At 69.1% G+C, this 20,940-nt stretch carries 18 protein-coding genes; 9 read left to right on the forward strand and 9 right to left on the reverse strand.

Features of this window, described 5'->3' with window-relative positions:
• Positions 1-97: 97 nt before the first annotated feature.
• From NU688_RS04050 to NU688_RS04065, 4 genes are read left to right on the forward strand one after another with little or no spacing between them, the layout of a single operon-like run.
• The gene (locus tag NU688_RS04050; RefSeq protein WP_257859250.1) at positions 98-553 is read left to right on the forward strand and encodes a DoxX family protein; all 456 of its coding nucleotides are present in this window, start codon (positions 98-100) and stop codon (positions 551-553) included.
• Positions 554-597: 44 nt separating this feature from the next.
• Positions 598-1,242 carry a (2Fe-2S)-binding protein gene (locus NU688_RS04055; protein ID WP_257859251.1) on the forward strand — a complete coding sequence of 215 codons (645 nt, stop codon included), beginning with the start codon at positions 598-600 and terminating at the stop codon, positions 1,240-1,242.
• Complete coding sequence (locus tag NU688_RS04060; protein ID WP_257859252.1) at positions 1,235-2,230, forward strand: xanthine dehydrogenase family protein subunit M; 996 nt, start codon at positions 1,235-1,237, stop codon at positions 2,228-2,230. The genes NU688_RS04055 and NU688_RS04060 overlap by 8 nt, the downstream gene beginning before the upstream one ends.
• Before the next feature lie 2 nt (positions 2,231-2,232).
• Positions 2,233-4,479 carry a xanthine dehydrogenase family protein molybdopterin-binding subunit gene (locus NU688_RS04065; protein ID WP_257859253.1) on the forward strand — a complete coding sequence of 749 codons (2,247 nt, stop codon included), beginning with the start codon at positions 2,233-2,235 and terminating at the stop codon, positions 4,477-4,479.
• A 3-nt stretch (positions 4,480-4,482) separates the two neighbouring features.
• Here NU688_RS04065 and NU688_RS04070 read toward each other — a convergent pair whose 3' ends face one another.
• From NU688_RS04070 to NU688_RS04080, 3 genes are all read right to left on the reverse strand, one after another.
• Positions 4,483-4,842 carry a hypothetical protein gene (locus tag NU688_RS04070; protein WP_257859254.1) on the reverse strand — a complete coding sequence of 120 codons (360 nt, stop codon included), beginning with the start codon at positions 4,840-4,842 and terminating at the stop codon, positions 4,483-4,485.
• Between the two features lie 106 nt (positions 4,843-4,948).
• Positions 4,949-6,361: a GTPase/DUF3482 domain-containing protein gene (locus tag NU688_RS04075; protein ID WP_257859255.1), complete on the reverse strand. Its 1,413-nt coding sequence runs from the start codon at positions 6,359-6,361 to the stop codon at positions 4,949-4,951.
• Positions 6,358-7,764, reverse strand: coding sequence for a DUF2868 domain-containing protein (locus NU688_RS04080; RefSeq protein WP_257859256.1), 1,407 nt, complete (start codon positions 7,762-7,764; stop codon positions 6,358-6,360). Before NU688_RS04080 ends, NU688_RS04075 begins: the two co-directional genes overlap by 4 nt.
• Positions 7,765-8,203: 439 nt before the next feature.
• On the opposite strand from NU688_RS04080, the gene tssE reads away from it, so the two are divergent.
• Both tssE and tssF read left to right on the forward strand, forming a co-directional pair.
• A complete protein-coding gene (gene tssE / locus NU688_RS04085; protein ID WP_257859257.1) occupies positions 8,204-8,791 on the forward strand; it encodes a type VI secretion system baseplate subunit TssE in 588 nt (195 codons plus the stop codon).
• A 51-nt stretch (positions 8,792-8,842) separates the two neighbouring features.
• Positions 8,843-10,723 carry a type VI secretion system baseplate subunit TssF gene (gene tssF, locus NU688_RS04090; protein WP_257859258.1) on the forward strand — a complete coding sequence of 627 codons (1,881 nt, stop codon included), beginning with the start codon at positions 8,843-8,845 and terminating at the stop codon, positions 10,721-10,723.
• A gap of 7 nt (positions 10,724-10,730) precedes the next feature.
• On the opposite strand, the gene NU688_RS04095 is transcribed toward tssF, so the two are convergent.
• Positions 10,731-11,312 carry a TetR/AcrR family transcriptional regulator gene (locus NU688_RS04095; protein ID WP_257859259.1) on the reverse strand — a complete coding sequence of 194 codons (582 nt, stop codon included), beginning with the start codon at positions 11,310-11,312 and terminating at the stop codon, positions 10,731-10,733.
• A gap of 91 nt (positions 11,313-11,403) precedes the next feature.
• Between NU688_RS04095 and NU688_RS04100 the strand changes: the two genes are divergently transcribed.
• Positions 11,404-11,832, forward strand: coding sequence for a VOC family protein (locus tag NU688_RS04100; RefSeq protein WP_257860505.1), 429 nt, complete (start codon positions 11,404-11,406; stop codon positions 11,830-11,832).
• Between the two features lie 15 nt (positions 11,833-11,847).
• On the opposite strand, the gene NU688_RS04105 is transcribed toward NU688_RS04100, so the two are convergent.
• Both NU688_RS04105 and NU688_RS04110 read right to left on the reverse strand, forming a co-directional pair.
• Positions 11,848-13,701, reverse strand: coding sequence for an ABC transporter ATP-binding protein (locus tag NU688_RS04105; protein ID WP_257859260.1), 1,854 nt, complete (start codon positions 13,699-13,701; stop codon positions 11,848-11,850).
• Positions 13,702-13,773: 72 nt separating this feature from the next.
• Entirely contained in the window at positions 13,774-14,721 is a 948-nt protein-coding gene (locus NU688_RS04110; RefSeq protein ID WP_257859261.1) for a LysR family transcriptional regulator, read from the reverse strand.
• A 100-nt stretch (positions 14,722-14,821) separates the two neighbouring features.
• Between NU688_RS04110 and NU688_RS04115 the strand changes: the two genes are divergently transcribed.
• Positions 14,822-15,643, forward strand: a complete 822-nt coding sequence (locus tag NU688_RS04115) for a class III extradiol ring-cleavage dioxygenase (protein WP_257859262.1) — start codon at positions 14,822-14,824, stop codon at positions 15,641-15,643.
• Positions 15,644-15,661: 18 nt separating this feature from the next.
• Here NU688_RS04115 and NU688_RS04120 read toward each other — a convergent pair whose 3' ends face one another.
• Complete coding sequence (locus tag NU688_RS04120) at positions 15,662-17,797, reverse strand: prolyl oligopeptidase family protein (protein ID WP_257859263.1); 2,136 nt, start codon at positions 17,795-17,797, stop codon at positions 15,662-15,664.
• 162 nt (positions 17,798-17,959) lie between these two features.
• Between NU688_RS04120 and NU688_RS04125 the strand changes: the two genes are divergently transcribed.
• Complete coding sequence (locus tag NU688_RS04125) at positions 17,960-18,868, forward strand: alpha/beta fold hydrolase (protein ID WP_257859264.1); 909 nt, start codon at positions 17,960-17,962, stop codon at positions 18,866-18,868.
• A 12-nt stretch (positions 18,869-18,880) separates the two neighbouring features.
• Here the strand turns inward: NU688_RS04125 and NU688_RS04130 are convergent, their stop codons facing one another.
• Together NU688_RS04130 and NU688_RS04135 are read right to left on the reverse strand one after the other, a co-directional pair.
• Positions 18,881-19,888 (reverse strand): tripartite tricarboxylate transporter substrate binding protein, encoded by a 1,008-nt coding sequence (locus NU688_RS04130; protein ID WP_257859265.1) that lies wholly within the window; start codon positions 19,886-19,888, stop codon positions 18,881-18,883.
• Complete coding sequence (locus tag NU688_RS04135) at positions 19,885-20,880, reverse strand: tripartite tricarboxylate transporter substrate binding protein (protein ID WP_257859266.1); 996 nt, start codon at positions 20,878-20,880, stop codon at positions 19,885-19,887. The genes NU688_RS04130 and NU688_RS04135 overlap by 4 nt, the downstream gene beginning before the upstream one ends.
• Positions 20,881-20,940 lie beyond the last annotated feature (60 nt).

Consider the following 20,940-nt stretch of genomic DNA (forward strand, 5'->3'; position numbering starts at 1 on the left):
TTGTTGAGTTCTGTTGGATTGTATTGACAGGATTCGAGTCTTTATTCAATGGATGGGAATAGAGAGACTCGCCCTCGAACACAAGAGGAGCGACTTCATGCCACTGATCTTTCCGCGCCTGAAAGGCGTCTACGACCGTCTCGAACCGCTGAGCTACCTGCTGCTGCGCATCGCCTTCGGGCTGATGCTCATGACGCACGGCGTGCCCAAGCTGCTGGGCCGAAGCCACGGTTCCATGGCCGACCCGATGGCGGGATCGGTCAATCTGATCGCCAACGTGCTGCACCTGCCGGCCGCGCCGCTCATCGGCTGGTTCATCGCGCTGCTCGAAGGCGTGGGCGGGCTGATGCTGGCGGTGGGTTTTCTCACGCGCCTGGTTGCGCCGATGGTGACGGTGCAGATGCTGGTCATCAGCTGGCTGCTGGCGCCGACCTTCCCCTGGATCGACCGCGGCTTCGAGTACCCGCTGATGCTGGTGTTCGTGGCGCTCTTCATCACCGCGCGCGGCAGCGGGTCCGGTTCGGTCGATGCATGGCGCGGCCGCGAGCTCTGACGCGCGAGCCGATTTCTTCTCTCCCCCAAAAAAGAAAGTCCACGATGAACGACACACCGACATTGCGTGCGGCGGGCGGCCAACCCGCGCTCAGCCGGCGCACTTTCATGATGACCACCGCGGCCAGTGCCGGTGTTGCCGCTGCCGGCGGCTCCGCAGCGGCAACGCTCGACGCACCCGCGAACCCGCACGCCGGCTCGCAGGCCACGCGCGTCACCGTCAACGGCAAGCCGTACGAGTTGGCACTGGAGCCGCGCGCTTCTCTGCTCGACGTGCTGCGCGAACAACTGGGCCTCACCGGCGCCAAGAAGGGCTGCGACCACGGCCAGTGCGGCGCGTGCACGGTGCATGTCGATGGCCGCCGCGTGGCCTCGTGCCTCACGCTCGCGGTGAAGACCGATGGCTGCGCCGTCACCACCATCGAAGGCATCGAATCGCCCGACGGCACGCTGCACCCGATGCAGCAGTCCTTCATCGACCACGACGCGCTGCAATGCGGCTACTGCACGCCCGGCCAGGTGATGGCGGCGATCGCCTGCGTGCGCGAAGGGCACGCCACCAGCGATGCGCAGATCCGCGAATACATGAGCGGCAACATCTGCCGATGCGGCGCCTACGCCGGCATCCTCGAAGCGATCCGCGAAGCCGCGCCGCAAATGCTTCGCAGCCAAGGAGCCCGCCATGCATGACTTCGCCTACCTGCGCCCCCGCAGCACCGGCGAGGCGGTGCAACTGCTCGTGCAGCACCAGCCCGGCGCGCGCTACTTCGCGGGCGGCACCACGCTGTTCGATTTGATGAAGCTCGGCGTGGAAGCGCCAAGCACGGTGATCGACGTCACGCGCATCGAAGGGCTCGGGCGCATCGACGCGAGCGACCGCACTGAGCTGCGCATCGGCGCACTCGCGGCGATGAGCGACGTGGCCGAGCACGCGGTGGTGCTGCGCGAATTTCCGGCGCTCTCCGAATCGCTCTGGAAAGCCGCCTCGCAGCAACTGCGCAACATGGCGACCGTGGGCGGCAACCTGCTGCAGCGCACGCGCTGCGCGTACTTTCGCGGCAGCCCCGAGTTCGCCTGCAACAAGCGCGTGCCCGGCAGCGGCTGCGCGGCCATCGGCGGCGCGAACCGCGGGCACGCGGTGCTCGGCGGCAGCGAGGCCTGCGTGGCGATCTACCCCGGTGACATGGCGATCGCGCTCACGGCGTTCGATGCGCTGGTCGACACCGTGAGCCCGCGCGGCGAGCGCACGGTGGCGGTGCGCGAGCTGCACCGCGAACCCGGCGCCACGCCGCACCTGGAGACGGTGCTCGCGGCCGACGAACTGATCGTGCGCATCCGCATTCCGCGCGGACCCGTCGGCCGCGCATCGACGTACCACAAGATCCGCGACCGCGAGTCGTATGCCTTCGCGCTCGCCTCGGCGGCGGTGGCGGTGCACATCCGTGGCAACCGCGTGGCCGATGCACGCATCGCGCTCGGCGGCGTCGCGACCCGGCCGTGGCGGGCGGCGGAGGCCGAGCGCAGCCTGGTCGGCATGCCGCTCACGCGCGCCGCCGCACGGCGCGCGGCCGAGCTGGCCTTCACGGGCGCGAAGCCGCTCGAACACAACGCGTTCAAGGTGGCGCTGGGCATCGAGACGGTGACCGACGCGCTCATGCTGGCCAAGGACAGGAGCTGAAGATGGCGAACCCCACGATCACGACGAAGAAGAACACCCCGCAGAACACCCCCCGCGCCGGCGCGGAGCGCGTCGATGCGCACGACAAGGTGCGCGGCGCCACGCGCTACGCGGCCGACGACGCACGCCCCGGCCTGCTGCATGCCGCGCTGGTGCCATCGCGCATCGCGCGCGGCAGCATCACGCGCATCGACACCTCGGCGGCCGAGCGGGTGCGCGGCGTGCGCTCGGTGCTCACGCACGAGAACGTCGGCAGCTTCGACACGGGCGGCTTCCTGATGGGCGGCGGCTTCGGCTTCCAGAGCTTCTATCCGCTGCGCTCGGCGCAGATCGCCTACCGCGGCCAGAGCGTCGCGATGGTGGTGGCCGACACGCTGGAAGCCGCGCGCGAGGCCGCCGGGCTGGTGGTGGTGACCTACGAGGCAACGCCGTTCGTCGCGACCCTCGACGCACCCGATGCCGAACCGCTCGCACAGACCGCGGTGCTGCCGCAGCCCATGTTCGCCGACCGGCGCGTGGGCGATGCGGAGGGCGCGCTCGCGGGTGCGGCCGTGACGGTGGACCTGCACTACACGCTGCCCGCCCAGCACCAGAATCCGATGGAGATCATTGCGACCGTGGCCGAATGGAACGACGGCGTGCTCACCATCCGCGAACCGACGCAGAACGCCGAGGGCGTGCGCCACGGCCTCGCCAAGCAGTTGGGCATCGAGCCCGCGAAGGTGCGCGTGTTGTCGCCCACGCTGGGCGGCGGCTTCGGGCAGAAGAACTCGCTGCAGTCGCACACCGTGCTGGTCGCCATCGCGGCACGCGCGCTACAGCGGCCGGTGAAGCTGGTGATGACGCGCGCGCAGCTCTTTCACAACGCGAGCTTTCGCCCCGCGAGCCGGCACCACGTGCGGCTCGGCGCGGACCGCGACGGCCGGCTCGTCGCGGCGGTCCACGAAATCGACCAGCAGACCTCGAGGCACGACCTGTTTCCCTCGTTCGGCACCGAGATCACCTCGCGCCTCTACGGCATCGGCAACTACCAGGGCCGCGAGCGGCTGGTGCGCACCGACGTGCAGACGCCGGGCTACATGCGCGCGCCTTTCGAGCATCCGGCCGCCTTCGCCTTCGAAAGCGCCATCGACGAGATGGCCTATGCGCTCGGCCGCGACCCGGTGGCCTTCCGGCTCGCCAACGACGCCACGGCCGACCCGCTCACCGGCAAGCCGTTTTCGTCGCGTCATGTGGCCGAGTGCCTGGTCAAGGGCAGCGAGACCTTCGGCTGGGCGCGTCGCACGATGGCGCCGGGCTCGATGCGCGCGCCCGACGGCAACCTCATCGGCTGGGGCGTGGCGATCGGCACCTACAAGGCGGCCGTCGCGCCGGCCATCGCGACCGTGCGGCTCCACACCAATGGCACAGTGCGCGTGGCGGTCGGCGGGCACGAGATGGGGCAGGGCATGCGCACCGCGATTGCCGTGACGGTGGCGCGCGCTCTCGGCGCGCCGGTGGCGGCGATCGAGATCGCGCTCGGCGATACGACGGCCGCACCGCAACACCTGACCGCGGGCTCATGGGGCACGGCCACGGCGCTGCCGCCGGTGCTGGAAGCAGCACAGCGGCTGATGGAAGACCTGCGCAAGAACGCGGGCAGCGCGGCCGGCGAAAGCGGCGTCACCGCACTCGCCTTGCTGCGCGCCTCGGGCCGGCCCTTTGCCGAAGCCGAAAGCCGACGCCGTGCGCCGGGCCAGCCCGAGCAGGTGTTCGGGCGCCTGACCGGCGGGCTGCCGGCTGCCGCTGGGCCGGTGTACCCGGACTTCGTCGGCTTCAGCTTCATCGCGCATTTCGTCGAGGTGCGCATCGAGCCAACCACGCGCCGCATCCGCGTGCCGCGCGTGGTGAGCGTGGCGGACTGCGGCGCGGTCGCAAGCCCGCGCACCGCGCGCAGCCAGGTCGAAGGCGGCGTGGTCTGGGGCATCGGCGCCGCGCTGCGCGAGGTGAGCGAGGTCGATCCGCGCTACGGCGGTTTTCTCAACGCCGACCTCGCCGAATACGTGATGCCAGTGGCGGCGGACATCGGCCGCATCGAGGTCGATTTCGTCGGCAAGCCCGACACGCGGCTCAACGCGCTGGGCGTGAAGGGCCTGGGCGAAGTCGCGATGGTGGGCGTGGCGCCGGCCATCGTGAACGCGGTGTTCCACGCGACCGGCAAGCGGCTGCGTAGGCTGCCGCTGATGCTCGAAGACCTGCTGGAGGGTTGAACCTCAGCGGTTGTTGCCGAACGCGTTGACATGCACCTCGACGAGGTCCACGAATTCGGGCAGTTCCAGCAGGAACTCCGGGTCGCGCGCCAGCGGTGCCACGCGCAGCGGATCGCCGCGCGTGGCGTGCATCGCCTGCATCTCGTCGATCGAGCGCCAGAACGACACGGTGCGGAATTCCGCCACGTTGCCGTTCAGCTTGCGGAAGTACTGCACGCCGAGGCAGTCAGGCTTCTTCGCGATCTCCGCGATGCCGTGCTCGACGCTGTAGCGCAGGTATTCGTCCGCCCGCGCGATGGGGGTGCGGCCTTCCCAGATGCGCCCGATCAGCGGGGCGGCCAGGAGCTTGCATTCGACGGTCATGGGGTGTTCCTTTCGATGTGCCGGTGAACATCGTTGGAAAGCTCGGCCGTTTGCAGCGGTCCGTGCGTAGGAGCCGGCCAACGCCGGTTGCAAGCGAAGCCCGGCGTCAGGCTTCGAAGGCGGGTTGCAGAGTGCGCGACAGACCGGCCACCAGCGCTTCGCGCTGCGGGGAAGGGCGCCAGAAGCTGCGCGTCGCGATGCCGGCCGATTCCCACTCGGGGTGGTTGCGCGCGGGCTGCGCGCCGCGCACCGCGGCGGCTGCAGCGCGCGTGGGCGCATCGCCGTTCTCGGGCGTCTCGGCACTGATGCGCTGTGTCGCGGCATGACCGCGCTGCTCCAGCGCCTGCGTGAGCTTGAGCTGCCAGGCGACCAGCGTGAAGAGCACGCCGTCTTCCACGGTGACTTCGTGCACGTCGCGCAGCTTGTTGGCGAGCTTGCGGCCGAGTGGGCCCCAGCCTTGCGACACGGCGCCGCCGATGGCGCCGCCCAATGCCGCGCCTGCGCCGAGCGAGATGCCCGCCACGGCGAGGTCGGCGACCACGCCCACGGCGGCGCCGATGACGGCGCCTTTGCCCAGGCGCAGGCCCGCGTCCTTCATCGCTTCGGGGCTGAAGAAGTCGAGCGTCCAGCGGCCTTCGATCGCCTGCAGCGGCGCCTCGTCGGCGTCGCCCTGGCGAAAGCCGTAGAGCGCGAGCAGGTCGTCGGTGCAGCGCTGGGCTTTGTCGAACACGGTCTTGCGAAGGGCTGCGACGAGGGCTTCGCGCCGCGCCGTGTCGGCGAATTCGGTGGCCGACACGGTACGGCGGATCGCGGCCGCGTCGACCAGCAATCCGGCGATGCGTGTGCAGGCGGACTGGCGGCGCTCGGCGGCTTCGGTGTCGAGAAAATCGGCCACGCCGCGCAACTGGTCGCGGCGCTCGCGCAGCAGCGTGGCGAGGTCGTCGTAGAGGTCGCGCTCGGCGCCGACGAAAGGTGCGGCCGCATCGAAGCGCACCTGCACGTGCAGGCCGTAGGCCGAGAGCAGCTCCTTCCACGCCGGTTCGCGGCTGGCCGCATCGCGCACGAAGTTCAGCACCGGCAGCACGGGGCGGGCGCAGGAGTTGAGCAGCTCGATCTCGTCGCGGAATTTCGGCAGCACCGGCTCGCGCACGTCGATGACCAGAAAGGCCGCATCGATGTCGAGCATGGTGCGCAGCACCTTGGCCTCCTGCTCGAACACGCCGTGGGCTTCGGGCCCCTGCAGGAACTGGCGGATGCGCTCGGGCGGCGTGGCCCCTGCATCGAAGGCCGCGAGGTGCTCGCGCAGGGCCACCGCGTCTTCGAGGCCCGGCGTGTCGAAGAAGCGCACGGCGGCCTCACCGTTCACGTCGAGGTCGGCCGACTCGACATGGCGCGTGGTGCCGGGGCGCTGCGACACTTCGCCGAAGTTGATGCGCCGCGTGAGCGTGCGCAGCAGCGAGGTCTTGCCCGCGTTGGTGTGGCCGACGACGGCAATGCGGATGGTGGCTTGCTGCGTCATGGTGTGGGGTCCAGTCCCTGCAAGGCGATGTCGAGCCGGTCGCTGGCCGCGATGCGTTCGAGGCCGGTGTCGCGCAGCCAGTCGATCCAGCGGGCGGCCGCGCCTTCGCCGTTTGCATCGGCCAGCCAGAGGCGGCATTCGCCGCAATGCGCGAGCACTTCGCGCAGGAACCGTTCGGTGCCGCGGTCGGGGCTCGATGCGGCGTGGCACACCAGCAGCACGGCGCGCGGGCGGGCCTGCGCTAGCTGGTCGAGCAACGTGCGGCGGGCGGGGGCGCTGCCGTCGATGCGCAGCACCTGTGCGGCACGGGCGAGCAGATCGACGGGCAGGCCGGCGGGCGGCCACGGCATGTCGGGCGGCAACTCGAAGCCGATGACGAAGAGAGCGTCCTGCAGTTCGGAAGGCGCCAGCCGGGCGGGCGCGGCGCCGCGCGTGCGCCCCGGGTCGGCATCGACGATGGCGGCCGGCGCCAGCGCGGCGAAGCGCGCGAGCAGCTTGCGGTAGTAGGGCTCGCTCCAGTCGGGCTGCAGTGCCTTGCGGCGGCTGCGCCAGATGGCGGCGCTCAACAGCACGAGCGCCAGGCGCGGCAGCAGGCCGTAGACCACGATGCAGCCGGTCAGCCACATCGCCCAGGTGCGCTGGCCCGCGGCGCCCGGTGCCGCCGAGAGAACCGTGGCCGCATCGGGCACCGGAAAGCCGAGTTGCGAAGGCGCCCAGCCCAGCACTTGCACGGCGCGAACGAAGAAGGCCGGATCGAGGATCGTCGTCTCCCAGCTCAGCGTGTAGCTGCGAAAGGCCAGCGCGAACAGCATCGCAGCCAGCACCACCGCGAACGACAGCGACCAGATGCCGTGGCTCACCAGCCCGAAGGCCCAGGGCAGCAGCCGGGCGCGGGTCAGCAGCCCGGTGGTCGCGCGCACCAGCAGCGGCGCCTGGCCGCGTTTGCCGCCCGCCACACGCGCGGTGAGCGACAGCCAGATCCAGCCCAGCGACGCGGTGCCGAACGATCCCGCCGGCAACCACAGGCCGACGAGCCAAAGCAGCAGCGTGAGCGCATGCAGGCCCAAGAGGCTCACGAGCGCGACGATCACGTTGATGTGGCGCTCGCCACCGCCAACCACGTTGCCCGCGAGGCCCAGCCCCGCCATGACGATCAGCGCCACGAGCCCGAGCAGCACCCAGGGCGCCCATTGGCGGGCGCGTGTCAATTCAGATTGAAGCCCGATGCGTTCGCCGAGGTGAAGGGCGCGTTCGGTGATGCGGGCGTGGCCGTCGTTCGCACGCGAGGCGGCGGTGCGCAGGGCCTGCGCGTCATCGAGCGGACCGGTCTCTTCGGTCCATCGGATCGCCTCGGTGATCACTGCATCCGGAAAGGCTGGTTCGCGCAACGCGGTGTTGATCAACAGGGTCCCTTCGCTGGTGGTGCCCTGCGGAGTGCCGGGGCGCCGGAATTATGCCCGGCGCCCTGCGTGCGCCCATGAGAAACGGGGGCCGCAAGCGGCCCCATTCTCGAAGGGATGTCGGGTCGATGGCGTGGTGCGTTCTCAGCGCAGGCCGAAGAACGACAGCACGGCGACAACAACCACGACCAGACCGACGATGTAGATGATGGAATTCACGCGAGGACTCCTCGTTGATTGGGATGAATCAAGAATGGGACTTCGCTGGAGAGGGTGATGTCGGCGAGGGGCGGCCGGTGCTGTAGGACTTGCGAAGCGCTGTGCCCATGACAAATCCCCGCTTTGCGCGGCTTTGTCGGCGCGCGCCGCTGGATGTGACCATTGTTTGCAATGCGCCGTCCGCATCCACGCAAGACTCTGGCCCTTCCAGAAAGGCCCAGCCATGCGATCTGCCGAGCAGTCTCCCTTCACCGGCTCCCATCCCGCGCACCCCGGAGCCCGCTCGCTCCGCCCAGCCGATGCCCCGGCGGCGCATCCCAACGCGCAATTGCTCCCCACGCTGTTCGACCGCCTGCGCGACGAAGCCCCGAGCCGCACCAGCGAGCTGCCTTCCGAGTACGCGGTAACGCCCGCGCAGATGCGCGACATCGTGCAGCGCGACCTGGCCTATCTGCTCAACACCACCAACGCCGAAGACCTGATCGACCGCACGCGCCATGCCGAAGCGGCGTCCTCGACCATCAACTTCGGTGTGCCGCCGCTGGCGGGCAGCTACCTGTCGGAGCGCCGGTGGGCGGACATCGAACGCATCATCCGCCGCGCCATCCAGGACTACGAACCGCGCTTGATTCCCGAGACGGTGACGGTCGTGCCGCTGATGAAGGAGGGCGGCGCGGCGGGTGAATACAACGTGCTGCTGTTCGAGATTCGCGCGCTGATTCACCTTCGGCCTTATCCGCTGGCCTTCACCGTGCAGAGCGCGGTCGATCTGGAGACCAACCGCATGCGCGTGATCTCCTCGGCGCGCTGAGCCTTCATCACCCGCATCACCAACAATTTCATTCAGGGAGAACACATCGACATGGACCCGCAACTGCTCGACTACTACAACAAGGAACTGGTCTACATGCGCGAGGCCGCGAGCGAGTTTGCTGCCTCGCACCCGAAGATCGCGCGGCGCCTGGGCATGCACGGCATCGAGGTGGCCGACCCGTATGTGGAGCGGCTGATCGAATCGTTCAGTTTTCTCTCGGCGCGCATGCAGATCAAGCTGGATGCGGAGTTCCCGCGCTTCACGCAGCGGCTGCTCGAAGTGCTGTACCCCAACTACCTGAGCCCCACGCCGTCGATGGCGGTGGCGCAACTGCACCCGAGCGTGAAGGAGGGCGACTTCACGCGCGGCTTCGTGGTGCCGCGTGGCACGGCCTTTCATGCGCGCGTGCCGGCGGGCGAGGAAACCCCGTGCGAGTTTCGCTCCAGCCAGGACGTGACGCTGTGGCCCATCGAGATCGTCGATGCCAAGCTCACCGGCGCGCCGCCCGACATTCCCGCGCTGGAGCGCTACCTGCCGCCGCATGTGCAGGTGACGGGCGCATTGCGGCTGCGGCTGCGCACCGTGGGCGAGATGGGCTTCGGCGCGCTGGTCGGGCTCGACCGGCTGCCCATCTATCTGCGCGGCAACGAGCATGTGGCCTCGCATTTGTTCGAGCTGCTGCACACCTCGGCGGTCGCCACCTTCGTCGGCGAGCCCGGCAAGCTGATGGAGCGCCCGCACGTGGTGACCGACGGCGCGCTGGTGCACGAAGGGCTGGCGCCAGGGCAGGGGCTGCTGCCGCTCGCGTGGAACACCTTCCATGGCCACAACCTGCTGCACGAATACTTCGCGTGCCCCGAGCGCTTCTACTTCTTCACGCTGACCCAGCTGGCGCCGGGCCTAGCACGGGCGCAGGGCAAGGAGGTCGAAATCCTTGTCTTGTTGAGCAAGCCGCCGGGGGCGCTGGGTGCGCTGGTCGATGCGGGGCAGTTCGCACTCTTCAGCACGCCGGTGGTCAACCTCTTCGAGCGGCGCACCGACCGCATCGAGCTCAACGCGGCGCAGCCCGAATTCCATCTGGTGCCTGATCGTTCACGCCCGCTCGACTTCGAGGTCTATTCGGTCCAGCGCATCGCGGGCCAGCAGGCGCAGACCACGGCCGAGCTGGAGTTCCGCCCGCTCTACCAGACGCTCAATGAAGACGAGGGCAACCACGGCCGCTACTTCTCGGTGCGCCGCGAGCAGCGGCTTGCCTCCGACACATCGCGCAAGTACGGCACGCGCACGCCTTACATCGGCACCGAGGTGTTTCTCTCGCTGGTCGACCAGCACGAGGCGCCGTATCCGGAGAGCCTTCGCTACCTGTCGGTGAAGGCGATGCTCACGAACCGCGACCTGCCGTGCCTGGTGCCGCGCAATGGGCATTCCGATCTGGCCGTGTCCGATTCGATCCCGGTGTCGGCCGTGGGCCTGATTCGCCCGCCGAGCACGCCCAAGTCGCCGTTCGCGCAGCGCGAAATCGCATGGCGGCTGATTCGCCAACTGGGCTTCAACCACCTGCCGCTGGCCGACATGCCGCACCGCGAGGGCGCGCAGGCGCTGCGCGACATGCTGCGGCTGTTCGTGTCGGCCGACAGCGACGTGCTGCGCCGGCAGATCGACAGCCTGGTGGGTTCGCGCATCGAGCCGGTGACGCGGCGCCTGCCGGGCTCGGGGCCGTTGATCTACGGGCGGGGCGTGCAGTGCACCCTGAGCGTGGATGAAGAAGGCTTCTCGGGCACGAGCCCGTACCTGCTGGGCCTGGTGCTGGAGCACTACCTCACGCGGCACGTGAGCATCAACGTTTTCACGCAGACGACGCTCGAATCGATGCAGCGCGGCACGGTGGCCAAGTGGCCCGTGCGCATGGGCGGGCGCGGGATCGTCTGAGGACCGATCAGCGTTTCCTCGCGGGCCCCAGCGCCTGCTCGACCAGCCAGCGCATGGCGGCGCGGACCTCCCTGGCGTCGGCGCCCGCGTCGATCTCCAGCGCCGCGCGGTCGAAGGCGGCAGACAGCAACTGCGACAGCGCATCGACGGAGACTTCGCCGCGCCCCATGCCGGCGCGCTTCAGGCCCTCGCGCAGCGACTGCGCGGCGTTGGCATCGTCGATCGCCATGGCCTCGGCCATGCCCAGCACGGCCGGGCCGTCGACCAGCAAGAGCCGCGTGCGGCCGGGCACGGTCATGGCGTCCAGGTAAGCCTCGCTGCCCTGGAGCAGCGCCTCGCGCGGGCCCAGTTGCTCGGGGGCGGCGGCTTCGATGTCGGCCGCGACCGCCATCGCCTCGCGCGCCAGCACCTGCCGGAACAGGTCGCGCTTGTCCGCGAAGTGGTGGTACAGCGCGCCGCGTGTGATGCCCGCGGCCAGCGCGATTTCGGGGGTGGAGGTGTCGCCGTAGCCCTTGCTGACGAAGAGCGCGCGGGCGGCTTCGATCAGTGCGAGCTGGGTGCTTTCGGTGCGTTCGCGGTTGGTGGCCATGGAAGGTAATTTACATGCAGGCTGTCTGTAGGTTAGTATTTAACGTACGTACAGTCTGTATGTTTATGAAAGGACCTGTCCCATGCTTCCCATGAAAGTCACGAGCTATTACCCCGTCGTCATGACCGGGGACGTGGCTGGCACCGCCGCCTTCTACCAATCGCACTTTGGCTTCGTGCCGCTCTTCACCAGCGACTGGTATGTGCACCTGCAGCTGGAGGGCGAGCCTTCGGTGAACCTGGCCGTGCTCGACGGCCACCACGAGACCATTCCCGCGCCGGCGCGCGGCCAGGTGGTGGGCGGGCTGCTGCTGAACTTCGAGGTGGACGACCCCGACGCCGTGCATGACCGGCTGAAGGCGGCGGGCCTGCCGATTCTTCTGCCGTTGCGCGACGAGGCCTTCGGCCAGCGCCACTTCATCACGCGCGACCCGAACGGGGTGCTGATCGACATCATCAAGCCGATTCCGCCGAGCGGGGAGTTTGCGGCGCAGTACGAGGCGGGAGCCTTGCCTGGCTGATCGACCTGACTTTCGTCAGGCCCTGAGCGCCTCGTCTTCCAGGCTGTCGCCCAGGAAGCCGCCGCTCTGGTGCGCCCACAGCCGCGCATACAAACCCCCCTGCGCCATCAGCGTGCGGTGGTCGCCTTCTTCCACCACGCGGCCTTCGTCGAGCACGATCAGCCGGTCCATCGCCGCGATGGTCGAGAGCCGGTGCGCGATCGCGATCACGGTCTTGCCTTCCATCAGCGTGTAAAGGCTCTGCTGGATCGCGGCCTCGACTTCGGAGTCGAGCGCGCTGGTCGCTTCGTCGAGCAAGAGGATCGGCGCGTCTTTCAGCATCACGCGCGCGATGGCCACGCGCTGGCGCTGGCCGCCCGAGAGCTTCACGCCGCGTTCGCCCACATGCGCCTCGTAGCCGCGTCGGCCGCTCGCATCGCCCAGGGTCTGGATGAAGTCGTGCGCCTCGGCGCGCCGGGCCGCTGCCTCGATCTGCGCATGCGTCGCGTCGGGCCGGCCGTAGGCGATGTTGTCGGCCACCGAGCGGTGCATCAGCGAGGTGTCCTGCGTGACCATGCCGATGTGTGTGCGCAGCGAATCCTGCGTGACATGCGCAATGTCTTGTCCGTCGATGAGGATGCGGCCGCTCTCCAGGTCGTGAAAGCGCAGCAGCAGGTTCACCAGCGTCGACTTGCCCGCGCCTGAACGGCCGACCAGGCCGATCTTCTCGCCGGGCTTCACCGTGAGGTTCAGGCCGTCGATGACGCGGCGGCCCGCATCGGCGTAGCGGAAGCTCGCGTGGTCGAAGCGCACCTCGCCGCGCGGCACGTCGAGCACCGAGGCGTCGGTTGCATCGAGCACGGTGCGCGGGCGCGACAGCGTCTTCATGCCGTCCTGCACCGTGCCGATGTTCTCGAACAGGCTGGTCATCTCCCACATGATCCAGTGCGACATGCCCTGCAGCCGCAGCGCCATCGCGGTGGCAGCCGCCACCGCGCCCACGCCGACCGTGCCGTTCGACCAGAGCCACAGCGCAGTGCCCGCCATGCCGGCCGTGAGGCCCATGCTCAGCGTGTGGTTGACGATTTCGAAGGCGCTCACCAGGCGCATCTGGCCGTAGCCGGTGTGCATGAACTCGCGCATCGCATCGCGTGCAAAACCCGCCTCGCGCTGCGTGTGCGAGAAGAGCTTGACGGTCGCGATGTTGGTGTAGGCGTCGGTCACGCGGCCGGTCATGAGCGCGCGTGCATCGGCCTGCGCCTTGCCGACCTTGCCCAGGCGCGGCACGAAGTACGCGAGCGAGCCGATGTAGAGCGCCAGCCAGATGACGAAAGGCCACACCAGTTGCGCATCGAGCACGCCCACCAGGATGATCATGGTCGCGACATACACGCCCATGGCCACCAGCACGTCGGCCAGCACGAAGATGGTGTCGCGCACCGCGAGCGCGGTCTGCATCACCTTGGCCGTGATGCGGCCCGCGAACTCGTCCTGGTAGAAGGCCATGCTCTGGCCCAGCATCAGCCGGTGGAAGTTCCAGCGCAGGCGCATCGGCAGGTTCACCGCCAGCGTCTGGTGCTTGACGATGGTCTGCAGCGCCACCACGAGGATGCTGATCACCAGCACCGCCGCCATCCACAGCAGCATGTCGCCGCGCTCGGCCCACAGCCGCGACGGCACCTGGCCGCCGAGCCAGTCGACGATGCGCCCGAGGATGGCGAACAGCGCCGCCTCGAAGATCGACATGATGGCCGTGAGCACCGCCATGACGGCGATCTTGCCGCGCACGCCGTGCGTGCAGGCCCACAGGAAGGCGAAGAAGCCTTGCGGCGGCAGTGGCGGTTCGGCGGCGGGGTAGGGGGTAAGGAGTTTTTCGAAGAAGCGGAACAAGGACACGGTCTCCCAGAGAGCCTTGGACTTTAGCCGCGCTCGCATGACCTTGCCCCTAAAAGGTGCGTTCTTCTACCTTCTGCGTGGCTTCGCCGTGACATGCGTCGCTGTCTTTGCCGTTGCCTTTGGTTCCAGCGCGTCGAGCCGCTCGCTCAAGAAATCGATGAAAGTACGCAGCTTGGGCGCCATGTACTGCCGGCTGGTGTACACGGCGAAGAGCGTGACGGGCTCGGCCTCGTAGTCCGGCAGCAGCCGCACCAGGCGCCCCTCCGCGAGGTCGTCGTCGATGAGCCACAGCGGCATGAACGCGATGCCCATGCCCGCATGCACCGCGTGCAGCGTGAGCGTCGTGTCGTCCGAGCGCATGGCCGGTGTGAGGCGCAGCGGGAGCATTCGCCCGCCCGGCCCCTTGAGCGCGAGGTTGTCCAGGTTCACATAGCTCGGCACGATCGCGCCGAGCCGCGACAGGTCGGCGGGCAGTGCGGGGCAGCCGCCCATGCGCTTGAGGTAATCGGGCGTGCCCGCGAGGTGAAAGGGCACGCGGCACAGCGGCCGCGCGATCAGCGCGGGCGAAGGGTCCTGCGTGGCGCGCAATGCGAGGTCGTAGCCGTCGGCCGCGAGATCGACCTTGCGGTTCTCCAGGTGCATGTCGACCAGCACTTCGGGAAAGCGCTCGCGGTAATCGGCGAGCACGCGCGCAAAGCGAGGCGTGGCACACCACACCGGCGCGCTCACCTTGAGCTGGCCGCGCGGCGCCTCGCTCGTCTGGCCGATGGCGGCCTCGGCCGCATCGAGCAGGTCGAGCGCGCGGCGGCTCTGCTCGTACCAGGCGGTGCCGGCCTCGGTCAGGCTCAGGTGGCGGCTCGAGCGGTGCAGGAGGCGCGCGCCGAGCGACTTCTCAAGCTGCGCCACGTGTTTGCTCGCCATGGGCGGCGACATCGCGAGCCGCCCGGCCGCGGCCGTGAAACTGCCGGCCTCGACGACCTCGCGGAACACGCGCAGGCTGGTCATGCGGTCCATCGATGGTTTCCTGTGGAGAAATGATTCTATGCATCGTAGCCTGTCGATTTCTTTTCAGGAAATGTCTACAGTCGATCCAACGCTATCAAGGAGCATCGACTTGAACCACGACAACACATCACGTCTCCCGACCTATTTCATCTCCCACGGCGGCGGCCCGTGGCCCTGGATGAAGAAGGAGATGGGCGCCACCTACGACCAGCTCGCGGCCTCGCTCGCCGACATGCCACGCCAGATCGGCCGCACGCCCAAGGCCATCCTCATGGTGTCCGCGCACTGGGAGGCTCCGGCTTTCACGGTGCAGGGCAACCCGAAGCCGCCGATGATTTACGACTACGGCGGCTTCCCGGCCCACACCTACGAGGTGCACTACGACGCGCCCGGCTCGCCTGAACTCGCGCAGCGCGTGCAGTCGCTCATCGCGGCCGCCGGCCTGCCGGTGCAGATCGACCCCGAGCGCGGCTACGACCACGGCATGTTCGCGCCGATGGCCGCGATCTACCCGAAGGCCGATGTGCCGGTGGTGCAGCTGTCGCTGCGGCGCGGGCTCGATCCGGCGGAGCACCTGGCGCTGGGCCGCGCGCTCGCACCGTTGCGTGACGAGGATGTGCTGATCGTCGGCAGCGGGTTGAGCTATCACAACCTGCGCAACTTCGGGCCGCAGGCGCATGGCGTGTCGAAGGCCTTCGACGATTGGCTCGACGCGGCGGTGGTGAAGGGCGCACCGGCCGAGCGCGCCGCGCACCTGCAGAACTGGGAAGCAGCGCCCGCCGCGCGCATCGCGCATCCGCGTGAGGAGCACCTGATTCCGCTGATGGTCGCGGTCGGCGCGGCCGAGGCGGATGCCGGCGAGCGCGTGTACCACGAGGACACCTTCATGGGCGGGCTCGTGGTGTCGAGCTACCGCTTCGGCGGCGTCTGAGAGGCTGAGCGAGGCGGCTCAGGCGGCCGGCTCGTCCGCCTTGCGTTGCAGCATCCCCATCAGGAAGGTGTGCAGCAGCGCCTCGCGCGTGGCGAGCAACTGCGGCGTCGCACGGCCCAGGTGGCCGCCGCTGGTTTCCTCGTACAGCCACGCCTCTGCATGGCCCAGCGTGCGCATGCGCGCCACCATCTTGCGCGCGTGCGAAGGATGCACGCGGTCGTCGTTGCGGTTGCCGATGAACAGCGTGGGCGGATAGGCCACCCCTTCGCGCAAATTCTGCAACGGCGACCAGCGCGCGAGCACCGCGCGGTCCGCCGCCACCGCCGGGTCACCGTACTCCTCGATCCACGACGGCCCCGCCGTGAAGCGCGTGAACTCGAGCATGTCGGTCAGCGGCACGCGCGCGACCGCGGCGCCGAAGAGTTCGGGCCGCTGCACCAGCACGGCCGACACCAGCGCGCCGCCGTTGCTCGCGCCGTAGATGCCCAGCCGCCGGGGACGCGTGATGCCACGACGTACCAGGTCTTCGGCGACCGCGATGAAGTCGTCGAACGCGGCCTGCCGGCGCGTTCCCTTCGCCGCCTCGTACCAGCCGGAGCCGAACTCGCCACCGCCGCGGATGTGCGCCAGCACGTAGACGCCGCCGTAGCGCAGCCAGTTGATGCCGGGCAGGCGCTGGTAGTCGAGTTCGAGCGCGATGCCGAAGCCGCCGTATCCGTAGAGGAGCGTCGGCGCATGGCCGTCCATGGCCAGCGCGGCGGGCGCGATCACCGTGTAGGGAATGAGCGTTCCATCGGCCGAGCGCGCCTCGAGCCGCTGCGCCTTCAGGCCGGCGGCGTTGAAAAAGGTGGCCTGCCGCTTGAGCGGTGCCCAGGGCTTGGGCTCGGCGACATCCAGCAGCCCGAAGGTCTGCGGCACGAGCGGTGCCTGCGTGGTGAGCCACACCAGGTCGTTCTGGTCGGAGCGGTCGGCGCGGATGCCGACCACGCCGGTGTCGGGCAACGCCACTTCGCGGGACTCGAAGGTCTCTCCGGTCCAGCGCTGGAACACCAGGCGCGGCTGCAGGTTGTCGGACCAGGCCATGGCGAAACCGTCGCGCACGCGTTCCCATCGGATCAGGCGCTGGCGCGGTGCCGTCGATAGCAGCACGTGGAAGCGGCGCTGCGTTTCTGTCGCGGTGGCGATGGGTGTTGCGAGCACGCTGCCCGCGGGGTGGCGCGCGGTGCCGTCGTCGAAGTCGCTGCGCAGCCAGAGCACGAGCCAGCCTTCGCTCAGCCAGGTGGTCGCATCCAGCGGGAGGTCGAGCAGCGGCGACAGCGTGTCGCCCTGCAGCAGCTGGTAGCGGTTCTGGAAGAAGCTGATGCGGCGCCCGACCAGCGCGGCGGCGGGCCGCCCGTCCTTGGGGTCGAGGGTGTCGATCGACATGCTCATGTCGGCCGCCTCGCCGCGCACCAGCTCGGGCGCTTCGGCCAGTGCGCTGCCGCGGCGCCAGCGGCGGATCGTCAGGGGGTAGCCGCTGCGGCTGAGCGCACCGCCTCCGGACTCGGTGGCGACCAGCACTTCGTCGTCGCCATACCAGTCGGCCCATTGCTTGGCCAGCGGCAGGCGGAACCCGGCCGCGACGAACTGCCGGGAGGGCAGGTCGAACTCGCGCATCTCGGTGCGGTCCGCGCCACCGGGCGACAGGTAGACCAGCGCGCGTTCGCCGTTCGGGCTCAGCACGTAAGAGGCGAAGGTCCAGGTGCGGCCTTCCTGCTGTCCGAGCTTGTCGAGGTCGATCAGCACTTGCCAGGAGGGACGCTCCTTGCGGTATTCCTCGAGCGTGGTGCGACGCCAGACGCCGCTCGGCTGGCTGGCGGTGCTGTAGAAGTTGTAGAGGTGGCCGCGGTGCGGCCGCACGAACTGGATGTTGCTGTCGCGTGCGGATACGGCCGACAGCGTGTCCTCGTAGCGGCGCGTGTAGTCGGGCAGGCCGGTGATCAGCTGCCGGGCCTCGGCCGTGCGCGCCTGCACCCAGGCCAGCGCCTCGGCGCCGTCCGGCTGTTCGAGTGCGGTGGCGAGATCGGTGCTGTCCTGTGCCCAGGCGGCGAACGGCTGGACGAGGGGCTGGGACAGGGCGAGCAGCGCAAGCTGACGGCGGTTCAACAGGGTCATGGATGGAGCGACCTGCACCACGGCATCGTGGGCGGGCCGGTGGCCTCTCTGCTTGTTGTTTTGAAGGGCGGGCGACCTGTTCGACGGGCACCGCGGCGGATTCTATGCAGGGTATGACAGCCACCCCCTGCGGCGCGGAAGGCCGCGCGGCAAAATCGGCCCATGCCTTCGACCCCCGATCGTTCCGACACTTCCATATCCCGGGCCACGCCGGCCATCGCTGACGACGCCGCAGCGCGCAGCGAAATCGCGCGCATCGACGCGCTCTCCACCCACCACGACCCCGTTCACGAAGGCGTGCGCGTGCGCTGGCGCCGCTTCGGCACCGACACGACGAAACCGCCCATCGTGCTGCTGCACGGCGGCCACGGCAGCTGGATGCACTGGCTGCGCAACGCCGAAGCGCTCTCGACCGAACGCACGCTGCTGCTTCCCGACATGCCGGGCTTCCACGATTCCGATGCGCTGCCGCGCGTGGCGCCCGGCGAAGACTCGCTGCCGCCTTTGCTGAAGGCGCTCGGCGGCACGCTCGATGCGCTCGTCGGCGTGGGCGCGCCCATCGACCTGGGCGGCTTCTCCTTCGGCGGCCTCACGGCCGCGCGCTTTGCGGTGCAGCGCGGCGCGGTGCGCAGGCTCGCGCTCCTGGGCAGCGGCGGCCACGGCACGCTGCGCCGCATGACGGCCCAGATGATCAACTGGCGCGCCGCCCCCGACCGCGAGGCCGAGCGCGCTGCGCTGCTGCACAACCTCGGCGCGCTGATGCTGCACGACACCGCCGCCATCGACCCGCTGGCCTTCGAGATCCACGACATCTCGTGCCACGGCACGCGCTTTCGCAGCAAGGAGGTGTCGCAGGCAGGCGGCCTTCGCAAGGCGATCGACACGCTGGGCGTGCCGACGCTGCTGCTCTGGGGCGAGTACGACGTCACGGCCGATCCGCGTCCGCTGGTGGCGCAGCTCGCAAGCGAAGGGCCGAACCGCGAAGGCGTGGTGATCGACGGCGCGGGACACTGGGTGCAGTACGAGCGCGCCGCAGAGACCAACGCGCGGCTCTCGAAGTTCTTCGGCTGAACTTCGCGCGAGCTACTGCTTCGTGAGGCCGAGCTTGCGGATGGTCTCGGCCCACTGGTCGTAGGTCGTGCGCGTCAGGTCGGCCAGTTGCTGCGGGGTCGACGATTCGGCTTCGTACGCACCCTGGCGGAAGAAGTCGCGCGTGGCCGGCATCGCGAGCACTTGCGCCAACGCAGCGTTGAGCTTCGCGACCACCGGCGCAGGCATGCGCGCCGGGCCGTAGAAGCCGAGCCAGCTCGCCATGTCGACGCCGCTCACGCCTTGCTCGGTCATCGTGGGCACGTCGGGCAGCATCGGGCTGCGCTTGGGTGCCGCTACCGCCAGCATGCGCACCTTGCCGGTGGCTGTGTTCTGGATGGCGTTGGGCGCTGCGTCGAAGTAGTACTGCACGCGGCCCGCGAGAAAGTCCTTCGCCGCATCGGTGCCGCCCTTGTAGGGCACGTGCACCACATCCAGCCCGGCCTGCCGCGCGAAGGCCTCGCCGTAGATGTGCGACGAGGTGCCGGTGCCGAACGAGGCGTAGCTCATCTTCCCCGGGTTGGCCTTGATGTAGGCGATCAGCTCTTGCACGTTGCGCGCCGGCACGCTGGTGTGCACCGTCAGGACCAGCGGGCCGCGGGCGCCGAGAGAGATGGGCGTCAAGTCCTTGAACGGGTCGTAGCGCACCTGCGCCAGCGTCTGCGGGTTCTGCGCCACCACGGAAGAGGGCGCGTACATGAAGGTGTAGCCGTCGGGTGCCGCGCGGATCACTTCTTCTGTTGCCAGGATGAAGCTCGCGCCCGGCCGGTTCTCGACGATGACCGGCGTCTGCAGCACCTCGCCGAGCTTGTTGGCGACGAAGCGCGCCTGCGAGTCGGAGGCGCCGCCCGCCGCGAGGCCGAGCACGATGCGGATGCTGCGGCCCTTTTCCGGAAAGGATGCGGGGGAGGCTGCGAGCGAAGACAGCGGCAAGGCAACCGCACCCAGCGCGAGCCACGCAGCCAGGGTGCGGCGGGTGATGAAGAAAGAAGAAGGGCTCATTGCTTGGCCAAGCCTACCTGCTGCACCATCGCGCCCCATCGCTCGTAGGTCGTGCGCGTGATGCCGGCGAATTCTTCCGGCGTCGTCGCGCCCGCTTCGTAGCCGCCCGTGCGATAGAACTCGCGCACCTGCGGCATCGCCAGCACCTGCGTGAGCGCCGCGTTGAGCTTGGCCACCACCGGCGCGGGCATGTGCGCCGGCCCGTAGAAGCCAAGCCAGCTCGGCAGGTCCAGGCCCGCGATGCCCTGCTCGGCGAAGGTGGGCACGTCGGGCAGCGCCGAGATGCGCGCGTTCGCCGCGATCGCGAGGATCTTCACCTTGCCCGAGGCCGAGGTGATGACGGCCGACGAGGCCGAATCGAACATGTACTGCACGCGCCCGCCGATCAGGTCTTTCGCCGCGTCCGAGCCGCCCTTGTAGGGGATGTGCACCGCATCGACGCCGGTCTTCTTCACGAAGGCCTCGCCGTAGATGTGCGACGAGGTGCCCGCGCCGAACGAGGCGTAGCTCACCTTGCCGGGGTTGGCCTTCACATACGCCACGAGCTCCTTCACGTTGTTGGCGGGCACCGTGGTGCTCACCGACAGCACCAGCGGCCCGCGCCCGCCCATCGAGATGGCGGTGAAGTCCTTGAACGGGTCGTAGGGCACCTGCGCGAAGGTGTGCGGGTTCTGCGCCATCGTGGAAGAGGGCGCGTAGAGCAGCGTGTAGCCGTCGGGCAGCGCGCGCGACACCTCGTTGGCCGCGAGCATGGTGCTCGCGCCGGGGCGGTTGTCCACGATCACGCTGGTGCCCAGCACCTCGCCGAGCTTCTGCGCCACGATGCGCGCCTGCGCGTCGGTGCCGCCGCCGGCGGTGAAGCCCACGACGATGCGGATCGGTTTGTTGCGCGATGGAAAGTCCTGCGCGAACGCGAGCGGCGCCAGGCCCAGCAGGGCCGCGGCACTGAGGGCCGAGCCGAATGCACGGCGGGTGCCGTTGTGTTTCTTCATCGATGTCTCCGTTGGAATGTTCTTCTTATATTGATTTAGAAAATCATAAAAATCCATCTT

It is taken from the genome of Variovorax sp. ZS18.2.2 (assembly GCF_024701975.1).
GTDB lineage: Bacteria > Pseudomonadota > Gammaproteobacteria > Burkholderiales > Burkholderiaceae_C > Variovorax.